This window comes from Acetobacter cerevisiae, assembly GCF_001580535.1.
Classification (GTDB): domain Bacteria; phylum Pseudomonadota; class Alphaproteobacteria; order Acetobacterales; family Acetobacteraceae; genus Acetobacter; species Acetobacter cerevisiae.
This window is the reverse complement of sequence record NZ_LHZA01000153.1, coordinates 1-25653: the sequence shown is the minus strand read 5'-3', so window position 1 is coordinate 25653 and position 25653 is coordinate 1. Positions and strand designations below refer to the sequence as shown.

General features: G+C 60.4%; 20 protein-coding genes. 11 read left to right on the top strand and 9 right to left on the bottom strand.

What is annotated here, in order from left to right; genetic code table 11:
- The 3 genes from AD928_RS10765 to AD928_RS10755 all read right to left on the bottom strand — a co-directional run bounded on the left by AD928_RS10765 (window position 1) and on the right by AD928_RS10755 (window position 4411).
- Entirely contained in the window at window positions 1-2232 is a 2232-nt protein-coding gene (locus AD928_RS10765) for an ATP-binding protein (RefSeq protein WP_062250464.1), read from the bottom strand.
- A gap of 59 nt (window positions 2233-2291) precedes the next feature.
- Complete coding sequence (locus AD928_RS10760; RefSeq protein ID WP_062141638.1) at window positions 2292-3575, bottom strand: multidrug effflux MFS transporter; 1284 nt, start codon at window positions 3573-3575, stop codon at window positions 2292-2294.
- Between the two features lie 128 nt (window positions 3576-3703).
- Entirely contained in the window at window positions 3704-4411 is a 708-nt protein-coding gene (locus AD928_RS10755; RefSeq protein ID WP_062250462.1) for a TVP38/TMEM64 family protein, read from the bottom strand.
- A gap of 119 nt (window positions 4412-4530) precedes the next feature.
- On the opposite strand from AD928_RS10755, the gene AD928_RS10750 reads away from it, so the two are divergent.
- The 11 genes from AD928_RS10750 to AD928_RS10700 all read left to right on the top strand — a co-directional run bounded on the left by AD928_RS10750 (window position 4531) and on the right by AD928_RS10700 (window position 21089).
- Entirely contained in the window at window positions 4531-5577 is a 1047-nt protein-coding gene (locus AD928_RS10750) for a COX15/CtaA family protein (protein ID WP_156470188.1), read from the top strand.
- A 275-nt stretch (window positions 5578-5852) separates the two neighbouring features.
- On the top strand, window positions 5853-7442 hold the full coding sequence (locus AD928_RS10745) for a 2-isopropylmalate synthase (protein ID WP_062250457.1): 1590 nt from the start codon (window positions 5853-5855) through the stop codon (window positions 7440-7442).
- A 198-nt stretch (window positions 7443-7640) separates the two neighbouring features.
- Window positions 7641-8687: a rod shape-determining protein gene (locus AD928_RS10740; protein ID WP_043549245.1), complete on the top strand. Its 1047-nt coding sequence runs from the start codon at window positions 7641-7643 to the stop codon at window positions 8685-8687.
- A 142-nt stretch (window positions 8688-8829) separates the two neighbouring features.
- Window positions 8830-9735 carry a rod shape-determining protein MreC gene (mreC, locus tag AD928_RS10735; protein ID WP_062250456.1) on the top strand — a complete coding sequence of 302 codons (906 nt, stop codon included), beginning with the start codon at window positions 8830-8832 and terminating at the stop codon, window positions 9733-9735.
- 12 nt (window positions 9736-9747) lie between these two features.
- The gene (locus AD928_RS10730; RefSeq protein ID WP_233420050.1) at window positions 9748-10314 is read left to right on the top strand and encodes a rod shape-determining protein MreD; all 567 of its coding nucleotides are present in this window, start codon (window positions 9748-9750) and stop codon (window positions 10312-10314) included.
- 19 nt (window positions 10315-10333) lie between these two features.
- Window positions 10334-12283, top strand: a complete 1950-nt coding sequence (mrdA, locus tag AD928_RS10725; protein ID WP_062250454.1) for a penicillin-binding protein 2 — start codon at window positions 10334-10336, stop codon at window positions 12281-12283.
- A gap of 2 nt (window positions 12284-12285) precedes the next feature.
- Window positions 12286-13443: a rod shape-determining protein RodA gene (rodA, locus tag AD928_RS10720; protein WP_062250452.1), complete on the top strand. Its 1158-nt coding sequence runs from the start codon at window positions 12286-12288 to the stop codon at window positions 13441-13443.
- Window positions 13444-13597: 154 nt separating this feature from the next.
- Window positions 13598-14995 (top strand): sugar porter family MFS transporter, encoded by a 1398-nt coding sequence (locus tag AD928_RS10715; protein ID WP_062250449.1) that lies wholly within the window; start codon window positions 13598-13600, stop codon window positions 14993-14995.
- A 217-nt stretch (window positions 14996-15212) separates the two neighbouring features.
- Window positions 15213-16388, top strand: a complete 1176-nt coding sequence (locus AD928_RS10710; protein ID WP_062250448.1) for an efflux RND transporter periplasmic adaptor subunit — start codon at window positions 15213-15215, stop codon at window positions 16386-16388.
- 5 nt (window positions 16389-16393) lie between these two features.
- A complete protein-coding gene (locus AD928_RS10705; RefSeq protein ID WP_062250446.1) occupies window positions 16394-19549 on the top strand; it encodes an efflux RND transporter permease subunit in 3156 nt (1051 codons plus the stop codon).
- A gap of 4 nt (window positions 19550-19553) precedes the next feature.
- Window positions 19554-21089 (top strand): efflux transporter outer membrane subunit, encoded by a 1536-nt coding sequence (locus tag AD928_RS10700; protein ID WP_062250444.1) that lies wholly within the window; start codon window positions 19554-19556, stop codon window positions 21087-21089.
- Between the two features lie 9 nt (window positions 21090-21098).
- On the opposite strand, the gene AD928_RS10695 is transcribed toward AD928_RS10700, so the two are convergent.
- The 6 genes from AD928_RS10695 to AD928_RS10670 form a co-directional block, all read right to left on the bottom strand.
- On the bottom strand, window positions 21099-21650 hold the full coding sequence (locus AD928_RS10695) for a GNAT family N-acetyltransferase (protein WP_082779864.1): 552 nt from the start codon (window positions 21648-21650) through the stop codon (window positions 21099-21101).
- A gap of 154 nt (window positions 21651-21804) precedes the next feature.
- Entirely contained in the window at window positions 21805-23025 is a 1221-nt protein-coding gene (locus tag AD928_RS10690; protein ID WP_062250442.1) for a tetratricopeptide repeat protein, read from the bottom strand.
- Between the two features lie 4 nt (window positions 23026-23029).
- Window positions 23030-23470, bottom strand: coding sequence for an ExbD/TolR family protein (locus AD928_RS10685; protein WP_062141649.1), 441 nt, complete (start codon window positions 23468-23470; stop codon window positions 23030-23032).
- A gap of 120 nt (window positions 23471-23590) precedes the next feature.
- Window positions 23591-24016, bottom strand: a complete 426-nt coding sequence (locus tag AD928_RS10680; RefSeq protein ID WP_062141650.1) for an ExbD/TolR family protein — start codon at window positions 24014-24016, stop codon at window positions 23591-23593.
- Window positions 24017-24018: 2 nt separating this feature from the next.
- On the bottom strand, window positions 24019-25047 hold the full coding sequence (locus tag AD928_RS10675) for a MotA/TolQ/ExbB proton channel family protein (RefSeq protein WP_082779863.1): 1029 nt from the start codon (window positions 25045-25047) through the stop codon (window positions 24019-24021).
- Between the two features lie 89 nt (window positions 25048-25136).
- Window positions 25137-25653 (bottom strand): energy transducer TonB (locus AD928_RS10670; protein WP_062250440.1); only part of this gene is annotated, 517 nt, incomplete at its 5' end.

The following is a 25653-nucleotide window of genomic DNA, read 5'->3' as shown; positions in this document are numbered from 1 at the left end:
TCAGGCCCCCGCCCGTGCGGTCAGAGCCGCTGTAACCGCCTGCATCAGGCCATCTCGGCGGAAAGGCTTGGGCAGCAGTCGCGCCCCCTTCAGCGCACCGGGCGGAGGGGGGCTGTCCGGCGTGAGTTCACCCGACATATAGACCACAGCCAGACCAGCATCACGCCCCGCCAGCACGCGGGAAAGCGTCACGCCATCCAGCGGGCCGGGGAGCTGAATATCTGTCACCAGCAGATCGATCCGCCCCTTGGCCGCAGCCGCCACATCAAACGCCTGCTCGCCGTCCCCGGCTTCCAGCACCCGGTGCCCGGCCATGCTGAGAATGGTGACGACAATATCCCGAATGGCCGCATCATCTTCCACCACCAGAACCTGCATCTGTCGCTCCTGCACCGGTGCCGCCGGTGCGCATTTGGGCAGCACAACCTCCTTCACATCCGTAACGGCGCGAGGAAGCCACAGGGAGACCTCCGTGCCGCAGGATGCACCCGTCGCTACCACCACGCGCCCGCGTGCCTGCTGGGAAAACGCCAGAACCATGGCCATCCCCAGCCCTGTGCCGGCGCCTTCACTCTTGGTGGTGAAGAAGGGTTCAAACAGATGCGCCAGAACCTCCTTCGTCATGCCGCTGCCGCTATCAATCACGTCCAGCCGCACCCAGTCCCCTGCGGTCAGAGGGGTTGGGTCTGAGACAACGCGCATTGTGCGGCCTTCCTCCACCGGAAGGCTCATCAGGTCGGCATTGACGGGGAAGGTGACATTCCGCGCGACTATGCGCAGACGGCCGCCTGTCGGCATGGCGTCCCGCGCATTAATGGCCAGATTCAGCACAGCACTTTCAAGCTGCGCCGGGTCAGCCCGCACGGACCATACGCCCGAAACATCCCCACATTCCACGACAATACGGGAGCCGATAATCCGCCCCAGCAACCCGCTCAAAAAAGAGAACAGATCAGATAGAGACAAAGAATCCGGCGTCGTGCTCTGCCGCCGCATGAAGGAGAGCAACTGGCCCGTCAGCGCCTCGGACCGCCGCCCGGCATGCGTGGCGGCGGAAAGATATTCCTGCCGCTGCTCCACATGGTCCGGCTGGTCATGATCCGCAGCCAGTTCCAGATTGCCTAAGATTACGGTGAGCAGATTTTTAAAGTCATGCGCAATGCCAGCGGTCAGCTGGCCAAGAGCGCGGAGTTTCTGGGCTTCACCCAGAGCGCGCTCACTACGCAGACGAAGGGTGATATCGGCTGCCGTCAGCACAAAGCCTCGGCGCTCCGCTGCCCCATCCGGCGCGAAGAACAGGGTACGGCACAGTTCCAGATCCGCACCATTAATCCCGTTACATTCCACCATGACCGGCGGCGCAGATTCACCGCGCGACAGACTGGCTTCAATATGCTCGAACGGCTCCAGAAGGGGTACGCCCCCCACTACAAGAACAGCGCTAAGCTCTTCATAAGAGAGGCCGAGCTTCAGAAAATCCTTTTCAAGCCCCAGCACCGTGCGCAGTTGCTCGTTCCAGTGCCACAGGCGGCCATCCGCGCCAAACACCGCAACACCCAGACTCAGGCTGTCCAGCGTGGCGCGCAGACGCAATGCCAGATCACGCGAGGACGCTTCCGCCCGCGCTGCGGCAAGAGAAGACCGGTCCAGAACCCAGCCAGCGGAAATCAGACTGAGCACACCGGTCAAAATACCAAGAAGCCCCAGACGCCGCTGCCAGCTGGTATTGCGCAGCATGTTGGCCACACGATCAGCCTGATCCAGCGTGCTGACGCGGCTGAGAACGGAAAGGTTATCATCAAGAGTGGCCAGAACCTGTTCACCACCCTCCGGCATGGCCCCGCCGGTTGTCTTCCAGCCGGCAACCTGCGTCAGGCCGTTATCAACTGCGCTCAGAAGTTCTGATCGCTCACTGCCTTGCCGCTTCTGGATGGCCTTGAACGCCGTAAAATCCTGCCGGGCTGCGCCAAGCTGGGCAATGGCGCGCTCATAACAGGTCTCATCCCGCTCCTGCCCCTTGGCCAGCCAGGCATAATGGCAGATCCGGGCCTCGCTGGTCGCGTGGTGCAGGTTGCGCAGGTAACTGCCAGCAGCGGTGCTCCGGCGATCCAGATCGCCATGGCGGGCCATTTCGTTACCCAGCTCAATGCCCATAGTCCCGAACGTGACAATAAGCAGACCGGCACCAATCAGTGCCAGAATATGGGCCCGTCTTGCGGGATGCCGTGCCATGCCGTCCTAGCTCCGTTTCACGTTGCCTGCGGCGTCAGGGCACAGCGCCCGTGTTTGCCTCAGTCGCTCTGGTGGCCAGTGGTGCTGCTCAAACCTCCGGGCCGGAGTGCACACATGGCCAGCATCATTAATGTACCAAAAAACATACAGCCCGCCATAGGCAGAGCCGACGTTGTGGGGAACATCCCCAGCACGGCCCCGGCCAGCGCGCCCAGCACATACTGCATGGTGCCCGCCAGCGCAGCCGCCGCCCCTGCCAGACTGGGGTGGTCCGCCAGTGCGCCCATCATGCCATTAGGGAAAATAAAGCCCGTCGGCGCGAGGGTGAGCACCATTGTGGCAATAAGGAACCACACTTCGTAATGTTTGCGCCATTCCGCACTTGCATACCAATCCCCCCACAGACTGACAGCCACCACCAGCGCGCCGCCCAGCACAGCCACCAGCACCGCCATAACCAGCAATCTGGCCGAGTCGATCCGCCCGACCAGCACCCCGTTCAGCTGGGATGCGCCGATCATGAAGACGGAAAAAATGCCAAACAGCATGGAGAAGCGGAACGGCGTGAACCCAAAAATCTTGATGAAGACAAAGGATGCCGCCGTCAGATAGCTGAACTGCATGAAGGTGGAAAAACCGGTGATCAGCGCATGGGAACTGAATGACCGGTCCCGCAGCAGAGTGAGATAACGGGTGACCAGCGTCATGGGAGACAGGGAGACACGCCTCTGGTACGGCAGCGTTTCCGGCAACACCCATATTACCAGCAGCACACACAGCAGCCCATACACCGCAGACGCCCAGAAAATGATGCGCCATGAGGTAACAGCCACAACCATACCGCCCAGCATGGGAGCCAGAATGGGCACAACGCCCATCACCATCACCAGCTGAGACAGCATTTTAGCCCCGGCATTCCGGTCCGGCACAATATCGCGCACGCAGGCCGTGGGGATAACCAGACTGGCCGACGCCCCAATGGACGCCACAAACCGGGCAATGGAAAAGGTGATGATGTCCGGCGCAAAAGCGCAGACCGCAGACGCCAGACCATAAATCAGATTGCCCGCCAGCATAGGCCAGCGCCGCCCGTAACGATCCGCCAGCGGCCCCATGGTAATCTGCCCGATGGCCAGCCCGACAAACCAGATAGACAGCGTCATCTGCACATTGCCCGCCGTGGTGTGCAGAGACTGCTCCATGGCGGGAAACGCTGGCAGATAGATATCCGTGGAAATGGGGCCAACGGCAGTCAGAAACCCCAGCAGGAGGGGGAGCCAGCCCGGCACCCCGTTCGGGAAAATGGCAGAAACAGGCTCTCGTGAGACGGTGGCAGATGCCATCGTGGCGCTCCGGAAAGAAAAAGAGGGGCAAAAAAGAACTGAACAGGACATCGGCCTGACAGGACAGAGGCAAAAACGAAGAACAGAAATGCAGCATCTTTTTGATGCCACCCCAGGGAGGCTGGCTCCTAGGCGTCTGGCTGGCCGGCCCGGTCTGTATCCTGCTGCACTATGCGGCCTACCTGCGCCCGGCGCAGCAGCCACACACCCAGCACGCCCGAGGCAACAAACAGGCCCCCGCCAAGCACAAACTGCCACACAGCGTCAACCCGCACCCCGGCCCCCAGCAGCACCGCCACCACATTCTGCGGCAGGCCACCCAGCACGGTGGCCGCAGCAAATGGCACCACGCCAATGCCTGAGACGCCCCCCAGCAGGTTCAGCAACAAAGCAGACCCAACCGGCAGCAGACGTAATGTGAGAATACTCAGAAAAGGCTGGCGGCTCAGCATGGCATCAAGTCGGGCAAAGCGCGCCCCAAGCCGGGCCTGCGCCCAGTGCCGGCCACCCCAGCGTGCCCAGAAAAAGCCAGCCACACATCCGGCTGTCGATGCAACAGTAATCAGCACCGTGCCCTCAAGGGCCCCATAGGCCAGCCCGGCGGCAAATCCCGCAACCTGCCGCGGCAGGCCAAACGCACACCAGACGGACGCACCGGCCAGAAACACCACGCGCCCCCATGCGCCATCCCGCAGCAGAGCGGTACTTTCCAGCACATGCCTCAGGCCCGGCACGGCGCGCAGCAGCACGGCCCCCGCAACCAGAAAGGCCAGCATCAGAGCAGGACGCAAAAACCGGAAAACAGGCCGCGCGGCGGAGGGAGGTGTCTGTTCCATCCTGCCGGCTGGTACCATCTTCTTGCCGCCAGCCGCAAGCAGGGTTTAAACCCTCGTTATAGTCAGACACAACACAGGCCAAAGGTGCCATGTCCTCCTCTCCTCCGCGCTATGCCGATATGGCCCCCAACCACCGCCGCCTGATTTCCAACTGGCTGTTCCTGCTCTGCTTCATGCTGCTGGGCATGATTGCTATTGGCGGGGTGACGCGCCTGACCGGCTCCGGCCTGTCCATTATGGACTGGCAGCCGGTCAGCGGGTTTATCCCCCCACTATCTCATGCAGAGTGGGAGCGGCTGTTCGCGCTGTATCAGACTATCCCGCAATATCACCTTCAGCATGAAGGCTTCGGGCTGGCAGGCTTCCAGAGGATTTTCTGGGCTGAGTGGATTCACCGCTTCTGGGGCCGCCTGATGGGCCTCGTGCTGCTGCTGCCGCTCATCTGGTTCACCATCCGGGGCATGATTACCCGTGCTCTGGCGCTGCGCCTGTTTGTGTTCTTTGTTCTGGGCGCCATGCAGGGGGCCATTGGCTGGTTCATGGTGGCTTCCGGCTTCCGGCCGGACAGCACGGCGGTGGAACCGGTGCGGCTGGTGCTGCATCTGAGCGCCGCCCTCGCCCTGTATCTCGCCATTCTGTGGACGGCCCTTTCCATCCGCTGGCCCACCCCGCAGGTGGTCACACCCTCTGCCGAGGGCACCCGCACCAAGCGGCTGGTCTGGCTGGCGCTCTGCCTGATCTGCATCACCATTGTGGCAGGCGGCTTTACCGCAGGCACGCATGCAGGCTTTGTTTACAATACTTTCCCGCTGATGGACGGACACCTGATCCCGACGGAATACGCCCGCCTTTCCCCGTTCTGGATGAATCTGGTGGACAACAAGGCCGCCATTCAGTTTGACCACCGCCTGCTGGCCACCCTGACGGCCCTGAGCATTGGCGCGGTTCTGCTGTTCGGCCTGCGCAGCGCCACTCTTGGCAGCAAAGCGCATAACGCCATCATGCTGCTGGGCTGGGCGGTACTGATCCAGTATGCACTGGGGGTGACCACCCTGCTGCTGGTTGTGCCGGTCTGGGCCGGGGCTGTGCATCAGACATTCGCCGCCGTCCTGCTGGGCGTCATGCTCTACACCCTGCATTGTCTGCGCGGTCAGCGCGCAAACTAGAGTTGCTTTTACAAAATCCGTCTGTATGGTGCCCGCCATGAATTCCGTCTGGTTCACGTCCGAGTCTCTGCTGTGCCGCAACGCGGCGCAGGCGGGCGGCGTGGCCACACGTCTGGACCTTCTTCTTCGACTAATCTGCCCCTGAGCGATCTGGGCGGTCTTGTGCTGTCGCGCTTAGGGGGAAGATGAACGAGCCTTTGTATCCATAGCGGATACCGGCGTGCCTGACCCGCATGCCAGAAACCAGACAAGACCGATTTCAAGGACAGTTTCCGATGTCAGCCAGCTCCACCATTATCAATCATCCCTCCTTTGGCCATCTGCCTGCCGACCGTGTCATCATTTTTGACACCACGCTGCGCGATGGCGAGCAGTCCCCCGGGTTCTCCATGAATCTGGCGGAAAAGCTGCGCATGGCAGAAGCCCTTGCGGCACTGGGTGTGGATGTGATTGAGGCCGGCTTCCCCGTCGCCTCCAAAGGGGACTTCGAGTCCGTCCACCAGATTGCGCAGCACACCAAAGGCGCCGTCATCTGTGCGCTGGCTCGCTCGGGTGGGGCGAAAGACATTGCTGCCGCGGGTGAGGCTCTGGCCCCGGCGGAACGCAAGCGCATTCACAACTTCATCTCCACCTCTCCGCTGCACATGAAATACAAGCTGCGGATGGAGCCGGAGACGGTTCTGGACCTGATCACCACAGGCAACACCGCCGCCCGTAATCTGACGGACGATGTGGAATGGTCCGCAGAAGATGGCTCCCGCACGGAGCCGGACTTCCTGTGCCGCTGCGTGGAAGCCGCCATCAAGGCCGGTGCCACCACCATCAACATCCCCGACACCGTGGGCTACGCCACGCCGGAAGACATGGAACGCATTTTCTCCATGCTGGTGGAGCGCGTGCCGGGAGCGGATCAGGTCATTTTCTCCGCCCATAACCATAATGACCTCGGGCTGGGCGTTGCCAACACGCTGGCTTCCGTACGCGGCGGGGCCCGCCAGATTGAATGCACCATCAACGGCATTGGCGAACGGGCAGGTAACGCTGCGCTGGAAGAAATCGTCATGGCCATCCGCACGCGGCATGACCAGTATCCCTTCACCACCGGCATCCATTCGGAAAGCCTGCTGAAGGTCTCCCGCATGCTGGCCACCATCACCAGCTTTGACGTGCAGCCCAACAAGGCCATTGTGGGCCGCAATGCCTTTGCGCATGAAAGCGGCATCCATCAGGACGGCGTGCTGAAAAACGCCGCAACCTATGAGATCATGACGCCGGAAAGCGTAGGCTGGTCCCGCTCTTCCCTGATCATGGGCAAGCATTCCGGTCGCGCGGCCTTCCGCGACAAGCTGAAAGCGCTGGGCTATGGCGATCTGGACGATGCCAAGCTGAATGACGCCTTTACTCGCTTCAAGGATCTGGCCGACAAGAAAAAGGCCGTTTACGACGAAGATATCGTGGCACTCGTGGACGACGAAGTGCGCGATAACGAGCATATCCGCTTTGGCGCACTCAGCCTGACCTCCTGCTCGGGCAAGCCCTCCAACGTCACACTGTCCCTGCAGGTGGATGGCAAGGCGATTGAAGCCGAAGCAACTGGCAACGGCCCGGTGGATGCCGCCTTCAACGCCCTGCGCATCGCCTTCCCGCATGAAGCCCGTCTGGCGCTGTTCTCCGTCGGTGCAGTGACGGAAGGGACGGACGCACAGGCCCGCACCACCGTGCGTCTGGAAGAAGACGGCAAGCTGGTGGATGGTCAGGGGGCGGATGCCGATACGGTGGTGTCTGCCGTGCGCGCTTACGTGCATGCGCTGAACAAACTGCTGGTCAAACGAGACCGTGCAGAACCCGAAGAACTCACTGCTTAAAAACTGCTAACCAGCCCGGTTCTGTTATACCAGACCGGGTTGGTATAATTTTAGGCAGTTTATTGCCTCAGGGTCTTGTCTGGGTGGTTGCAGCCCGGTAATCCCTGCCCCCATATAGAAGCTGATTATCTTAGAGTGTGGTTGTTTGCGCGCCTGCGTTCAGGCGTGTGCAGTACCCTCTCAAGCCAGGAGTGCTGGATGTTCTCTCGTTTGCTCGGTCTCATGTCCGCCGACATGGCTATCGACCTGGGTACCGCCAATACCCTCGTCTATGTCAAAGGACGCGGCATTGTGCTCAATGAGCCGTCCGTGGTGGCCATTGCCGAGGTACGGGGCAAGAAGCAACTGCTGGCAGTAGGGGATGAGGCCAAACTGATGGTGGGCCGGACTCCGGGCAACATCACCGCCATCCGCCCGATGCGGGATGGCGTGATTGCCGATTTTGATGTCGCGGAAGAAATGATCAAGCATTTCATCCGCAAGGTCCATAATCGCCGCGCCTTTACCAGCCCGCAGATTATTGTGTGCGTGCCCTCCGGCTCTACCGCCGTTGAGCGCCGCGCCATTCAGGAAAGTGCGGAAAGTGCCGGTGCGCGCCGCGTCTTCCTGATTGAAGAACCTATGGCCGCTGCCATTGGCGCCGGTCTGCCGGTTACGGAACCGTCCGGCAGCATGATTGTTGATATTGGTGGCGGCACGACGGAAGTGGCCGTTATTTCGCTGGGCGGCATTGTCTATGCCCGCTCCGTGCGTGTGGGCGGGGACAAGATGGATGAAGCCATCATCTCCTACATCCGCCGCACCCATAACCTGCTGATTGGCGAAAGCTCCGCCGAGCGCATCAAAATCAACCTCGGCTCCGCCATGATGCCGGATGACCCGGAAGACCCCGGCCCCTGGCTGGATGTGAAAGGGCGTGACCTTATTAACGGCGTCCCGCGTGAGGTTCAGGTCTCTCAGGCCCAGATTGCCGAAAGCCTGCTGGAACCCGTGAGTCAGATTGTGGATGCCGTTACCACGGCGCTGGAAAACACCCCGCCGGAACTGGCGGCGGATATTGTGGACAAAGGCATTGTGCTGACCGGCGGCGGTGCGCTGCTGCATCGCCTGAGCGAAGTGCTGCGTCTGGCCACAGGCCTGCCCGTCACCGTTGGGGAAGATCCGCTGTCCTGCGTGGCACTTGGCACGGGGCGTGCGCTGGAAGAAATGAAGCGCCTGCGCAACGTCCTGACAACCATGTATTGATTGTCATGTTTTTCTCCTAAAACGCGGGACAAAACGTCAGCCCGGCTGATGGAAAGGATGCATGCCACTCCATGTGGAGAACACGCAGACACGCCCTGAACGCACACACAGGGGCTGACCGCCTGAAAGCTGTGGAGGCCGTATGATTCCCGTCTCCATCCAGATGCGTCAGGCACTGGGCAAGCTGGTGCTGCCCCTGCTGGTTCTGTTGTCCATTGGCATCATCATTGCCGGTCAGGCAGACCGGAAACTGGCTGATAAAGCCCGCATGACTGTAGCAGATGGTCTGGCTCCTTTGTGGGGGCTGATGGCCTCCGCGCAGCACCGCGTGCAGGCTATCAACACCAATCTGCGTGAGGCAGGACGCATGGCGTCCGAAAATGCACGGCTTCAGACAGAAAATGAAAATCTGCGCCGCTGGTATGATGTCGCCGTCTCCCTGACGCGGGAAAATGATGCGCTGAAAACTGCCCTCCACTGGATTCCTGAACCCACACCCGCCTTTGTCACGGGCCGCGTGGTGGCGGATAGCGGGGGCATTTACGCCCGCGCCGTCCTGCTTGTGGCCGGTACGGATAGCGGCGTGCATGTGGGCAATGTGGCGCTGGCCGCCAATGGTCTGGCTGGCCGCGTGACGGAAACCGGTGCCCGCTCCGCCCGCATCCTGCTGATTACCGATATTGCCAGCCGCCTGCCCGTCATGCTGGACGCCAGCCATGCTACCGCCATCATGGGCGGGGACAATACCCCCCTCCCCCGGCTGATGTATTACGCGCAGGATACCCGGCCCATTGAAGGTGAACGAGTCGTGACGAGTGATCAGGCAGGCGCTTTTCCCGCAGGACTCCCCATTGGCACGGTGCATTATCTGCATCCCGGCCAGCCGGTGGTGGTGCCGTTTGCCCAACTGGACCATCTGAGCCTGCTGCGGGTGTTTGATTTTGGTCAGGCCTTGATTGATCCGCCCGATGCCCCCGGCCATGTGCCTCTGGCCCACCCACGTAAAACGCTGACCCTGCCCCTCAAAACCCTGCTTGGTCAGGGTTGAGGGCAGACGCGGATGATGCCAGATCCTTCCATGAGCGCGTGGGAACCGGAAATCCGGCCCCGCCAGACTGTGTGGCAACGCCTCGACCACGGGGCGCGCCGTCTGCTGCCCTCCATCTTTATCGCGCTCATCATTGTCTTTTTCTCAGCCCCCCTGAACATTCCCGGTGCTGCGGAACTGCTGCCCGCCATTGTCATCGCCACTATCTTTTTCTGGTCGTTCTGGCGGCCCACCGGCATGTCCGGGGTGGCAGTGTTTCTGCTTGGCCTGTTCATGGATCTGGTCGGCTTCACGCCGCTCGGGGTCAGCGCGTTTATCCTGCTGCTGGTGCATGGCGTGGCGTTTTATTCCCGCTTTGGCCTGATGCGCCTGAACTTTCTGCTGGTCTGGGGCGTGTTTGCGCTCGTGGCCGCAGGGGCCTGCCTGTTGCAGTGGGGGCTGGCCTGCCTGTTCCGGCTTGCTGTGCTGGACATCGCCCCGGCTTTGTTCGAGGCTCTTTTGACAATCGGTGTCTATCCTCCGCTTTCGGCCCTGTTCTCATGGGTTCTGAATAAGCTGGATGAAAAGGAAGACCCCTGATGCTGTCCGGAGGCATGTCATGCGGCTGAGGCGTCGCAGGCGGGAGAGCAGCCGCCTGATGCCCATCAAGAACCAGAAGGACCCCGGCCGCGGTGTTTTTACGCGCCGGGCTTTGCTGTTCATGGCCGTGCAGGCAGGCGCGCTGGGGGAACTGGCGCACAAGCTCTACCAACTTCAGATCAAGGACGGGGACCGCTACGCCCGCATGGCGGCCAGCAACCGCGTGAGCAAACGCTATCTGGCCCCGCCGCGTGGCCGGATTGTGGACCGCTACGGCGTGGCACTTGCTAATAACAAAGAAAACTGGCGCGCCCTGCTAATGCCGGAAGAAACCACCGATGTCAGCGGCACCATCGAACGGTTTTCCACCATCATTCCGCTGGATGACCGGGACCGCGCGCGGATTGCGCGCGAAATGCGCCACCAGCGGCGGTTTATCCCCGTCATGCTGCGTGACTTCCTCTCCTGGGAGGAAATGGCGCGGATTGAACTCAACGCGCCCTCCCTCCCCGGCGTGCTGATTGATGTCGGCACCCGGCGTGTTTACCCGGAAGGGGAGTTGCTGGCGCATCTGATCGGCTATGTCGCACCGCCGAATGAGCGGGACGTGGCCCGCTCTGCCCTGCTGGCCTTGCCCGGCATGCGCGTAGGCCGTGCGGGTGTAGAGCAGAGTCAGGATGAAAAGCTGCGCGGCACCGCTGGCTCCGTGGAAATGGAAGTCAATTCCGTGGGTCGCGTCATGTCCGAACTCAACCGGGTGGAAGGCGTGCCCGGTGCGGAAATTGGCCTGACCATTGACCGCGGCCTGCAACAAAAGGTGCTGAGCCGCATTGGCGAGCAGACAGCCTCCGCGGTGGTCATGGACTGCCGCAACGGGGAAGTGCTGGCCATGGTCAGCACTCCCTCGTTTGATCCCTCGCTGTTTGATAGTGGCGTCAGCCACGCCCAGTGGATTGAGTGGACCAATAACGAACGCACGCCGCTGATCAACAAGGCTGTGGCGGGCGTGTATCCCCCCGGCTCGACCTTCAAACCCGCCGTCGCCATGGCCGGACTACAGTCTGGTCTGTTCTCCCCGACGGACCGCGTCTTCTGCCCCGGTCATCTGGATGTGGGCGGCACACGCTTCCACTGCTGGTCCCGCTGGGGGCACGGGTCTGTGGACCTGCATCAGGCACTCAAATATTCCTGCGACGTCTATTTTTATGAAATGGCCCGCCGGGTTGGCATGGACCGCATCGCCGAAACGGCTCACCAGTTCGGACTGGGCACGGCACTGGATATTGAACTCCCGCACACCCGTACCGGGCTGATCCCCACCCCCACATGGCGGCAGGCACACCACCACCACTGGAACGGGGGCGATACCATCGTCAGCGGCATCGGTCAGGGGTTTGTGCAGGTCACGCCACTGCAACTGGCCACCTATACGTCCCGCCTTGCCACAGGCCGGGCCGTGCAGCCGCATCTGGTGCGCGCCATGAATGGGGATCTGGGGCCGGAAGCCACGCCCGAACACTGGCCCGAACTCGGCATGCCCGACAAATATCTGGCAGCCCTGCGCTCGGGCATGTTTGCCGTGGTGAACGAACAGCACGGCACAGCCCCCAAGGCGCGTCTGGGGCTGCCCGGCATCACAATGGCGGGCAAGACCGGCTCTGCTCAGGTGCGCCGTGTATCCCGTGCGCTGCGTGAGAGCGGGCACTTCAACTCCGCCAATCTGCCGTGGGAATATCGCCCGCATGCGCTGTTCATCTGCTTCGCGCCCTATGACGCACCGCGCTATGCGGTCTCGGTCGTCATTGAACACGGCAATACCGGCGCTGATGCTGCGGCTCCGCTGGCGCGCGATATCATGACCGACACCCTGCTGCGGGACCCGGTGAACCACCTCACCCCGCCGCCGGAAAGTGTGGCAACCGCAGAGACACCGGACGCGGATACGCCCCCAGCGGACACGCCTGAATAATCATGAAATTCCACAAACGCCTTCTGCGCGCCGAGCCAAGCTTCCGCCTGCTCTCAAAACTCTGGAGCATCAGCTGGCTGTATGTGCTGCTCATCTGCACGCTGGCAGGCGTTGGCTATGTCACGTTGTATTCCGCAGGCGGTGGCACACCCTATCCGTTTGCTGCACCACAGGCCGCCCGCTTTGCGGTGGGGCTGGTGCTGATGATCACCGTGGCCATGCTGCCGCCCAAAATGCTGGTGCGTATTGCCGGGCCACTTTATGTGCTCTCCATCATCCTGCTGGTGGCCGTGTTACACATGGGGCACGTGGGGAAAGGCGCGGAACGCTGGCTGATGATTGGCGGGCTACAGGTTCAGCCCTCCGAATACGCCAAGGTGGCTCTGGTGCTCGCTCTGGCCGCGTGGTTCCACCGCATCAGCTACGCCCGGATGGGTAATCCCCTCTGGCTGATCCCCCCGGCTTTCCTTGTGCTGCTACCGGTTGTGCTGGTGCTCAAGGAGCCCAATCTGGGGACCGCCGTGATTATTGGCGGGATCGGGGCGTCCATGTTCTTTGCCGCGGGCATGCGACTGTGGCTGATTACCCTGCTCCTGCTGCCGGTGCCGTATCTGGCCAAATTTGCCTATGCCCATCTGCATGACTATCAGCGCGCCCGCATTACCACCTTCCTCAACCCGGAAAGTGACCCGCTGGGGGCTGGCTACAACATCATTCAGTCCAAGATCGCACTCGGATCTGGCGGCATGTGGGGGCAGGGCTATCTGCACGGCTCCCAGGGGCAGCTGAACTTTCTGCCAGAAAAGCAGACCGACTTCATCTTCACCATGATTGCAGAAGAATGGGGTTATGTGGGGGCCGTCACGGTCATCGGCCTCCTGCTGCTTCTGATTCTGGGCGGTATGCTGATGGCCATCCGGAGCCGCAACCGCTTCGGGCGGCTGGTGGCTCTGGGCATCAGCATGAACTTCTTTCTGTATTGTCTGGTTAATCTGTCCATGGTGATGGGCGCCATTCCGGTGGGTGGCGTGCCGTTGCCTCTGGTGTCGTATGGCGGCTCGGCCATGCTGAACGTCATGCTCGGGTTCGGCCTGCTACTCTCAACATGGGTACATCGGGATTCCCGCTTTAGAGAGAGCGAAAATCAGGATCAGGCCTGATTCCGTTTAAGGAAAGATATATTTATCCGCCATTTTGTGGCATTACCGAGACCATCCTGACGCTGGTGACCCTATAAAGGATGATCCGGCCCGGTCACGACAAGCACAAATGCGCCAATAATAATAATTTTCTTCACGGAAACCCTTAACCCCCATGCAAAACCAGCCTTCAGTCGAGACAGAGAGCGAATCCACCTCTCAACTCCGCACCATTATTATTGGTATTCTTGCTGCAACCGGCGGCCTTATGTCTGGTCTGGACATTGGCGTTATTTCCGGCGCACTGGATTTTGTTGCAGATGCTTTCCATGCCTCCACCTTTGCGCAGGAATGGATTGTCAGCGGCATGATGGCAGGAGCTGCCATCGGGGCCATTCTGGCCGGCTGGCTGGCCCGGCTGGGCGGGCGGAAATGGGCACTCGTCATCGGCGGGGTCATTTTCATCATCGGGTCTGTCGCCTGTGCGCTGTCCTGGTCTGTCGCCAGCATGATCGTCGGGCGCGCCCTCATGGGGCTGGCCATCGGGATCGCCGCGTTTACCTCCCCGCTCTACCTGTCCGAAATTGCGAGTGAGAACACACGCGGGGCCATGATTTCCACCTATCAGCTGATGATTACGGTGGGCATTTTCCTCGCTTTCATTAGCGATACGCTGTTCAGCTACCACGGCCAGTGGCGGTGGATGTTTGGCGTAATCGCCATCCCCGGTGTGCTGTTCGTCATTGGGGTGCTGTTCCTGCCCTACAGCCCACGCTGGCTGATGATGAAGGGCCGCCGGCAGGAAGCGCTGGCTGTGCTGACCGACCTCCGCCCCACCGCGCATGAAGCCCGTGCCGAAATCCGCGCCATTGATGAACAACTCAAGCAGCGGCAGGGTGGCATAGGACTGCTCTGGCAGAACGCCAACTTCCGGCGCTCCATTCTGCTGGGCATGCTGCTTCAGGCCATGCAGCAGTTCGCGGGCATCAATGTGGTGATGTATTACGCCCCCAAAATTTTCGCACTGGCGGGATTTGTCGGCACTGCGCAGATGTGGTGCACGGCTATTATCGGTTTTGTGAACGTGCTGGCCACGGTGGCTGCCATCGGGCTGGTGGATCGCTGGGGCCGCAAACCCATCCTTTACGCTGGCTTTACGACCATGACCGTCGCCATGGGCGCACTCGCCCTGCTTAATGCGAATGGGCTGGACAGTCAGACAGCCAAACTGCTGTGCGTCTTCCTCATCATGATCTTCATTGCCGCCCACGCCATGTCCGCAGGGCCGCTGATGTGGGTTCTGTGTTCGGAAATTCAGCCGATCAAGGGCCGGGATCTGGGCATTACCCTGTCCACCCTGACGAACTGGGTCTCCAACATGATTGTCGGCGTCTCCTTCCTCAGCCTGCTGAACGCACTGGGGGCGCCGCTGACGTTTGGCCTGATTGCTGCTCTCAACGCCGTCTTCTTCGTATTCACCCGTCTGCTGGTGCCCGAAACAAGAGGGGTCTCGCTTGAAGTGATCGAGCAAAACCTCATGGCCGGCAAAAAACTGCGCGATATTGGCCGCTGACGCTTTTCAGGTGGCTTGACTAGCCTGTTGACGCCTTTTAGCTTAGGCCTGAAACGGTAACGCGTAGTACTGTTTCAGGCCTCCATATTTTGTTTTTTGATACGCTTCATCTTTCTGCTCGCCCTGAGTCCGGTCCTTGAGCAAGGCGCATCAGAACCGGTGTTCGTGTCCCTTTTCGTTTTTTTGTTTTCCAAAGGCAGGATCCGCCAGAGTGACAATGCATTCCCTTCCGTTCCGCCCGGTCCTGCTCTCTGCTGTCGCTTTGCTGGCGCTGTCCGGCTGTAACCGCAAAGCCGCCACTCCCGCCATGCCACCGCAGCAGGTGGGGGTCATCACGCTCCACGCGCAGTCCGTCAATGTGCATACCGTTCTGCCGGGCCGCACGGATGCTTACGAAATTGCACAGGTCCGCCCGCAGGTAACAGGCGTTATTCAGAAGCGCCTGTTTACTGAAGGCGCAGACGTGCAGGCCGGACAGCAGCTCTATCAGATTGACCCGTCCCGCTATCAGGCCGCCTATGACACCGCTCGTGGCCAGTTGGCTCAGGCCGAGGCAGCGGAAGTCACCGCCCGTGCCAAACTCCAGCGCTATAAGTCTCTGTTACAGGCGCACGCCGTCAGTCATCAGGATTATGACGACGCCCTCGCCACCGAAAAAGAAGCACAGGGCCAGATTCTGACCGCCAAAGGACAGGTTGAAAACGCCCAGGTTGATCTGGGCTATACGCGCATGAATTCGCCCATCACGGGCCGCATCAGCCGCAGCATCATCACTGTGGGTGCGCTCGTCACGGCGAACCAGACGGACAATACGGCCGTCGTCACGCGGCTGGACCCCATTTATGTGGATGTGAATCTGCCCGCCATCACCCTGCTGCGCCTCAAGCGCGAAATGGCGGAAGGCCGCATTACCCGTCAGGCCAATGGTGAGGTGCCCGTCACCCTCACGCTGGAAGATGGCAGCACCTACGAACATACGGGCCGTATGGCACTTTCCGAAGTGAACGTGGATACGTCCACGGCCTCCGTCGTGGTGCGTGCTCTCATGCCCAACCCGGACAAGCTGCTGCTGCCGGGTATGTATGTGCATGCCCAGCTGGATGAAGGCGCGGACCCCAACGGGCTGCTCGTGCCGCAGCAGGCGGTCAGCCGCAATACGCATGGGGACCCGCAGGTCTGGGTGGTCAAAGCGGATGATACGGTGGAACTGCGCCAGATCCAGATCGGTCAGGCCGTTGGCACGGACTGGCTGGTAACAGGCGGTCTGAAAGCCGGTGAGCGCATCGTCACCGTTGGTCTGCAAAAGATCAAACCCGGTGCAAAGGTCAAACCCACGGACGACGCAGCCGCGCAGGCAGCATCCGACGCCTCCAGCCAGAACAAAGGGCAGTAAACCGGATGTCTCTTTCGCGTTTCTTTATTGATCGCCCCATTTTTGCGTGGGTGATCAGCCTGATCATCATGCTGGTGGGTGGTCTGTCCATTTTCCGGCTGCCCATCTCACAGTATCCGAGCATTGCTCCGCCGCAGATCGCCATTTCCGTGACGTATCCCGGTGCCTCGGCAGATACGGTGAACGATACGGTCGTGCGCCCCATTCTCCAGCAGATGTTCGGGCTGGACCATCTGGAATATATCTCCGCCCAGTCCTACGCCTCGGGCATGATGGAGATCGACCTCACCTTCGCGCAGGGGACCAACCCGGATATTGCGCAGGTGCAGGTGCAGAACAAGTTGCAGCTGGCCCAGCCCAAGCTGCCGCCGGAAGTGACGGCGCAGGGCCTGAGCATCACCAAGGCCGTGAAGAACTTCATGATGGTTCTGGCCTTCATCTCCACCGATGGCAGCATGACCGGCAGTGATATTGCCGACTACGTCGCCTCCAGCATTTCCGACCCGCTCAGCCGCGTGTCCGGCGTGGGGGACCACACCCTGTTCGGGTCCGAATACGCCATGCGAATCTGGATGGACCCGGGCAAGCTGTACAGCTACGGCCTGACCATCAAGGACGTTGAAACCGCCATCCAGACCCAGAACATTCAGGTGTCCTCGGGTGAACTGGGCGGCCTGCCCGCCAAAAAGGCTATCCGTCTTGATGCCACCATCATCGGCCCGACGCGTCTGACCTCACCAGAAGAATTCCAGAAGATTCTGCTCAAGGTGCAGCCAGATGGATCTCAGGTCCGCATCAGCGATATCGCCAAGGTGGAGCTGGGCCCGCAGACCTATAATACCAACTCGTTCTACAACAATCTGCCTGCCTCCGGCATGGCGCTGAAGCTCGCTCCGGGTGCCAACCAGATGCAGACGGAAGCGGCCATCCGCGCCGAAATCACCCAGCTTGAAAAGTTCTTCCCGCCGGGCCTGAAAACCGTCTACCCGCTGGATACAGAGCCGTTCATCGTTCTCTCCATTGAGGAAGTTGTCAAAACCCTGCTGGAAGCCATCGCGCTCGTCTTTGTCGTGATGTTGATCTTCCTGCAAAATTTCCGGGCCACCCTTATCCCGACCATCGCCGTGCCGGTCGTGCTGCTCGGCACCTTCGGGGTGCTGAATATTCTGGGCTACTCCATCAACACGCTGACCATGCTGGCCATGATTCTGGCCGTGGGCCTGCTGGTGGATGATGCCATTGTGGTGGTGGAAAACGTCGAACGTGTGATGACGGAGAAGAAGCTTTCTCCGGTAGATGCTGCTCGCGTCTCCATGGATGAAATTTCCGGCGCACTGGTCGGCATCGTGCTGGTGCTGACCGCCGTCTTCCTGCCCATGGCAGCCTTCTCCGGCTCCACGGGCGTGATTTACCGCCAGTTCTCCGTCACCATTGTTGCGGCCATGTGGCTGTCCGTTCTGGTGGCAATGGTGCTGACTCCGGCCCTGTGCGCCACCATGCTCAAAGCGGGCGGGCATGAGAAAACAACCGGCCCCGCTGGCTGGTTCAACCGCCAGTTCAACCGCCTGACCAATGGCTATCTACGGGGCGTGCAGTTCCTTATCGGCCGGACTGTGCTCTCCATGCTCGGGTTTGTTGTCATCACAGCGCTGGCCGTGTTCCTGTTCATGCGTCTACCCGGCGGGTTCCTGCCAGATGAAGATCAGGGGCTGATCTTCGGGCAGATCACCATGCCGCCCAACACGCCCATGGCAGAAACACAGGCCGTCAACCACGAAGTTGCCGACTATATTCTCAAGTCCGAAGGCTCTCTGGTTGAATCCGTCTATTCCATCAACGGGTTCAACTTTGCCGGGCAGGGTCAGAACTCCGGCGCGTTCTTCATCCGTCTGAAAGACTGGGAAGACCGCCCTCTGGCCTCCCAGACATCCTCGGCCATTGCCGGGCGGATCATGCAGCATTTCTGGTTCAGCCCCAAAGCGCAAATCTTCGCCATCAACCCGCCAGCTGTGCTGGAACTGGGCAACGCCACCGGTTTTGACCTTGAACTGGAAGACCGCGGCCATCTGGGCCACCAGAAGCTGCTGGAAGCCCGGAACATGGTGCTGGGTCTGGCCTCCAAAGATCCACGCCTGATGGCCGTGCGCCCGAACGGTATGGAAGACGCTTCCCAGTACCATCTGGATATCGACCGGGAAAAAGCCAACGCGCTTGGCATCACCATTGATGACATCAACACCACCATTCAGGGGGCGCTGGGGTCCATCTACGTGAACCAGTTCACCCGGAATGACCGTGTGAAGCAGGTCTATATCCAGGGCGTGCCGGAAGCCCGCATGCTGCCGAGCGATCTGGATAAATGGTATATCCGCAACGCCCTGCAGACCCTCACTCCGCTGAATGCCTTTGCAACAGGACACTGGGAAGTCGGCCCGCAGAAAGTGGAAAACTATAACGGCCTGAATGCCTTTGAAATTCTGGGCCAGCCTGCGCCGGGTTACAGCTCGGGCGATTCCATCAACGCCATTAAAGGCGTTCTGAATAAGCTGCCGGCGGGTGTCGGCTACGAGTGGACCGGTCTGTCCTTTGAACAGGTTGCGTCCGGCTCCTCCACCGGTCCGCTCTATGCGCTGGCGCTGGTTGTCATCCTGCTCTGTCTGGCGGCTCTGTATGAAAGCTGGGCCATCCCGCTGGCGGTGATGCTGGTCATTCCGCTGGGCGTTCTCGGGGCCATTGCCGCAACGCTGTGGCGCAACCTTGATAACGACGTCTACTTTCAGGTGGGGCTGCTGACCACGGTTGGTCTGGCCGTGAAAAACGCCATTCTGATTGTGGAATTTGCCAAAATGGCCTTTGAACGCGGCGAGTCCCTGAGTGACGCGGTGCTGACGGCCGCCCGCGAACGTCTCCGCCCCATTCTGATGACCTCCATTGCGCTGGTCGTCGGCGTGTTCCCGCTGGCCATCGCAACGGGCGCGGGCAGCGCCTCCCGCGTAGCCATTGGCACCGCAGTGGTGGGGGGTATGGCCACGGCCACCCTGCTGGCAGTCTATTTTGTGCCGGTTTTCTTTGTGGTGGTGCTGCGTCTGTTCAAGGTCCGTCGCCTCAGCGAACGTCAGGAAACCCCGTCTTCTGCCCCGTCAGTTCCCGGAAACGAGTAAGCGCATGTCGTCACACGTCCCCTCACACTCCTCGCGCCGCTTCCGTGCTCTGAGCCTGACTCTCGCAGTCGGCCTGCTGTCCGGCTGCACCATGATTCCCAAATACACGCGGCCCACACCGCCGCTGGCCACCACGTACCCTGCGTATCAGGCCACCGGGAATCCACGCCTTGCACGGGCGGCTTCAGACATCGGCTGGCAGGATTTCTTTACCGACCCGCGGCTGAAAGCCCTGATCACCATTGCCCTGCGTGAAAACCGGGATCTGCGCATCTCCGCAGCCAATATTGCGCAGGCACAGGGGCAGTATGATGTGCAGCATGCAGGCCTCTTTCCCACCATTTCTGCAACAGGCGGTCCTATTTATCAGGCTCCGGCCAGCGCATCGGGCCTCAGCTTTGCTCCGGGGCTGGAGCAGAACCAGAGCAACGAAGCCTTTGGTGGGGGTCGCGTCTTTAAATACTATCAGGGCGGAATCGGCTTTTCTTCATACGAAATTGACCTGTTTGGCCGCATTCGCAGCCTGACCCAGGCCTCTGCAGAAAAAGCACTGGCGCAGGAAGCCTCCCTGCGCAGCATGGCCATCAGCATCATCTCACAGGTCGCCACTGCTTACGTCACGTGGTTAGGGGATCGGGACACGCTGGCTCTGGCAGACACAACGCTGGCCAACCAGCAGGACACCCTCAACCTCACCCGTACAAAATATGAGCATGGGGAAGAAAACCTGCTCACCGTCCGTCAGGCGGAAACGCAGGTGCAGCAAAGTGCGGCACTCCGCGCCGACTCCCGCCGGAAGGTCGAGCAGGATGAAAACCTGATTACCTTGCTAATCGGCGCGCCCATCCCGACAGACCTGCCCCCGGCCCGCTCTCTGGGGGAACAGACGCTTCTCGCAGACCTGCCAGCAGGCTTGCCCTCAGACCTGCTGGAACGGCGGCCGGACATTGTTTCCGCCGAGCATAACCTGCTGGCGGCTCAGGCCGATATCGGGGCGGCCCGTGCGGCCTTCTTCCCGCGCCTGACACTGACAGCATCCGACGGCGTTTCCAGCCTTCAGTTCCATAAACTGTTTACGGCAGCGGCCACGACGTGGGGGCTCAATCCGTCCCTGCAAATCCCGCTCTGGACGTGGGGCATGAACAGCGGGAACCTGAAAGCCTCTAAAGCCGCGCGTGACGTCCAGATTGCCACGTATGAAAAGACGGTGCAGACCGCCTTCCGTGAAGTAGCCGATGCACTGGCCGCACGTGAAGCCTATCTGGATGAGAACAAACAGGCAGACGACCTTGTGGTCTCCACCGCCGATGCGTTCCGTCTGGCAAAAATGCGCTTTAACGCCGGGTCTGATTCCTATCTGACCACACTGGAATCACAGCGCTCTTACCTGCAGGCCCAGCAGATGCAGATTATGGTGGCCGTCTCCAAATACCAGAACCTGATTACGATCTATCGCGCTCTGGGGGGCGGCTGGAAGCAGCATACGGAGGCCTCTGCCCAGCAGCCAACCAGTGTTGTGCGCCAAACTGACGCAGGCTGACAAAACCCCTTAAAGGCAGCGTTGCATGGCGCAGCGCGTGCCGGGCGGGAAACCGCAGGCTTCTTCTTCCTCAAGAATAGCCCGCAGGTCACTGTCCAGAGCGGCCTCCTCCAGATAGTCAAAACCGATTTTATGGTAAAAGGGCGCGTTCCAGGGCACATCCCGGCAGGTGGTGAGCGTGATACGCTTCAGCCCCGTCTGCTCTGCCGCCTGAAATGCCGCCGCTAACAGGGCTTTCCCTACCCCGCGCCCCTGAGCCTGCGCCTCTACCGATACTTCCAGAATATGAAGCCGGTCTTTCTCGCGTTCGGCTGTCAGAAACCCGACAGGGCGTTCCTGCTCTGTCACGGCTACCCAGCACGTCCTGGCCTCCAGACTCGCCAGATGCGTGTCGATCGGAAGGCACGCCCCCTCAGCAATCCATGCCAGAGCGGGGATCGTGCGGAAGCTCTGTGCCGCAGAACGCTCAATCTCAGGCAGCAATACGACGTCTTCATACCGTGCCAGACGCACTGAAACACGGGAAGGCTTTTCACCAAGGAGAGAAACAGAAGAACACATGCCCCGCTGTTGCCACCTACAGGCCGGCTCTCACAAGAGAAATCTGCCAGCAAAGCTCCGCCAAGCCTGCCTCAACTCCATGAAACGCTACGGGCAATAAAAAAGGCCGTCTGAAGAGACGGCCTTTTTCACACCCGGAGAGGGTTAACTGCTTTTATTTGGCAGCAGAGAGTTTCAGCACCCAGAGCTGAGCAATGTCCTGCGCGCCAGCTCCGCCATCGACGGTTTTGAGCGTGGCAATGGCATCTGCCTTTTTACCGGCAGCAAGCTGGGCCAGACCATAGTGGAGACGGGCCACATTCATGTCCGTCACACCTTTGCTCATCGCCTGCTGCATCAGGCCGAGGCCTTTATCAGCCTGCCCGAAGGTGACGTAGTTATAGCCAACCGTCAGCAGGTCATCGCCGGTCTTCTGCTTGAGCGCTGCCGCTTCATCAGCCGCGATGGAGGCTTTTTTGTCGGCGACGGATTTCTCAACCATGGCTTTCAGGCGTGCCTGACGTGGCGCTTCTGCGCCCTGCCCCAGCACATTGGCCTGATAGCCCTGATTCATCAGGTCCAGCGCCAGCTGCGGCATGCCGGACTGCATGGCGATTTCCGTCATTTCCATAAAGTCACGCGCCTGAGAAACGTTCCCGGCAGCCAGACGAATACGATAAACGTCCAGCTGGAGTGACGTCGGAATCTTGGGGTTCACGATGAGTTCGTGCAGCAGCAGCGCCCAGTATTCCTGCTTAGGATAATAGGTGGCCAGCAGCACATACGCATGCGTGGTGGTCGCGGAATCCTTCATGGCGGTCGCACTGGCGCCCAGCATTTGCAGCTGAGATTCTGCCGGCGTTTTCTTCGCCTTGATTTCCTGATCGATCTGCTGCTTCAGCACCCGAACGGAATTCGGATAATCTTTCTGAAGGTAGTAGGACTGCGCCAGAAGCGTATCCATTGTGGCGTTGGAGCCAACTTCCTTCTGGTAGCGCTCAATGGCTTTAACCGCGCGCGGATAGTCCTTTGCGGTGTAGGCCATTGTTGCTTCAGACATCAGCATCTGGTGCTTGGTGTCCTTGGGCGTGCGCGGAGAGGCAATCAGCTTGTCATAAGCCTGGGTTGCCACATCCAGATTGCCGCCCTGTGTCGCCACAGCGGCGCGCATCTGGGTAATGGTGTAGGACTCGTAGTCACTCTTGCCCTTTACCGCGTCAGCGGCATTCACCGCGGCCATGGCCTTGGTGTAGTCGTGAGCGGACAGAGCGGATTGTGCCTGCTGCAGCGCCTTGCCAACATCCGCCCCCAGCACATCCTCAGCCTGAGCTGCGGGGTAAGAGAGAGCGAATGCAGCGCTTGCGAACAGCGCGACGCGTAAAAGACGAGATGACATCAGATCACTGACCTTCTGCGAATTGTTCCTGCCCGACGATACCAAGCTTGGTCACGCCAAGTCGCTGGGCGTCTGCCATAACATGCACCACCGTTTTGTAATCGGCCAGCCGGTTTGGCTGCAGGTGCACTTCCGGCTGCTGGTCTTCCGGCCCGGTGGCGGCTTCACGCAGGCGGGCCTGCAGATCATCCTCACTGGTAACCGGCTGACCGTTCCAGGTAATGCTGTTGTCAAAATCGACAGCCAGCGTCACCACGGGGGATTCAACCGTGGAAGGCGGGGGGTTACCCTGCGGAAGGTCAATGGAAACGGCCTGGGTCTGCAACGGAATTGTGATGATAAGCATGATCAGCAGAACCAGCATCACGTCGATCAACGGCGTGGTGTTGATATCGACAATGCCTTCGTCTTCCGTCGTGCTTTCCGATCCGACATTCATGCCCATGGGGTGTCACTCTCTCAAACTCTGGTTCCACGGCACGGTCCAAACCAGGCCGGACGCGGGATAGTGGACTGAAGCCCGCCTGCCCTCCCGAAGGAGAGAAGGCGGAACCTCCCTGCTCGGTCAGTTGGTTTTTGGCCGCTCGGTAATGAAGTCGATATGATAGATACCAGCTTCCTGGCAGGCCTCGACCAGCTTGCCGACAGATTCATAGCGGGTCTTGATATCCCCACGGATCTGAATCTGCGGCTGCGGTTTCTGGACCGCCGCCTTTTCAAGCCGATCCAGAAGATCGGCCCGGCCCTTGAGCGGCGTTTCGTCCCAGTATGCCTGTCCGTTTTCCGCCACTGCAAGCACGACGTTAGACATCTTTGTCTGTGTCGGCTGGTTCATATCCTTCGGCAAAGTTACCTTGACCGTGTGGGTTGCAACCGGAATTGTGATCAGAAAGATGATCAGCAACACCAGCATGACATCAACGAGGGGAGTTGTGTTGATCGCCGATACGACGTCGTCTTCGCCCCCGCTGTCTCCGACAGACATACCCATGATTAACCTACCCGGTTAGAGACAGTTGAGGTGGTGGGGGAGTTGTCAGGACGCACAACGATGCTTTCTGCACCGGCGCCATGACGCACGCCACCAATCAGGATGGACTGCAGATCAGCCGCAAAGTCACGCACGCGGTCCATAGCCCCTTTGTTACGACGCACCAGCAGGTTGTAACCCAGCACGGCCGGAACAGCGGTCGCAAGACCAATAGCCGTCATGATCAGGGATTCACCAACCGGACCAGCAACCTTGTCGATGGAAGCCTGACCAGCAATGCCGATGGCGGTCAGAGCGTGGTAAATACCCCAGACGGTGCCGAACAGACCAATGAACGGAGACGTGGAACCCACGGTGCCCAGGAAGGCCAGACCAGACTGAAGGCTGTTCTGGATGTTGTTCACCGAACGCTGAATGGACAGAGAGGTCCAGCTGTTCAGGTCGATGGATTCCTGCATCGTGCCTTCATGGTGTTCAGCAGCAACAATGCCGGTGTCAGCAATGTAGCGGAACGGAGAGGTCGACTTCAGGGCAGCAGCACCTTCCTGAATGGTGCTCTTCGTCCAGAACTGTTTGGTGGCTTCTTTAGCAGCAGCGAACAGACGAGCCTGTTCGATGAACTTGGTGATCATGATGAACCAGGTGCCCAGGGACATGATCAGCATGATCATCAGCACGCCACGTGCGATGATGTCACCGTTGGACCACAGAGCGCCAAGACCGTACGGGTTGGCTTCTTCCTTTGTGGCCGGAGCAGCGGCAGCCGGAGCAGGCGCATCAGCTGCCGGGGCAGCCGGGGCGGACGCGTCAGGCGTCGGGGCGGCAGGAGCAGCCGTGTCAGTCGGAGCCGGAGCGGCGGCGTCGGGGGCAGGAGCGGCAGGTGCTGTGGTGGAATCCGTAGCAGCAGGCGCTGATGCAGCAGGAGCAGAGGCATCCTGAGCCAGAGCCAGAACCGGTGTCGCCGTGCCCAGCATGACCGCGAGGGCCGGAACCGCGAGACCCGACACTGGAAGACGAGACAGTCTGATCATGTACCTAAAAATCCTTATCTTTGTCGGCCTGGTGACGGGGGCCTCCCCGCACCAGACAGTTTTCTGCAGAGTTCGGCTAAACGCCGGGATCAGTCATCCAGTCTGAACCTGATCACATACACCTTGTGAAGCTCCTTGACGGGCGCACCGTTCTTCATAGCCGGGCGATACCGGGCCTTGTGAACGTAATCCAGAGCAGCCTGCGCGAAGGATTGTCCCCCCTGCACGGACTGAACAGAACAATTGCTCGTCATCCCCGTTGTCTCCACATCACATGCAACAGTCACACGGCCTTCAATGTTGTCTTCCTCCATATCAGGCGGATAGACGGGCCGGGCGTTGTTCAGCGGCGATGTACCAGCCGAAGTATCCGGCGAGTTGGACGGTGCCGCAGTGGATGCCGGTTCGCTTGACACGGGCGGTGCCGGAGCCGTTGTCGTCTGCGGGGGCGTCGCCTGTTTGGGCGGCGTCCGGGCCACATGCTTGATCGGCGGCTTAGGCGGCGGCGGCAGCTGTATCTTCGGCGGAGGAATATACGGCGGCGGCGGAACCGTCATGACCGGGTGCAGCAAAAGCGCCCCCTGCCGCGTCCGGGGGTGACATTGG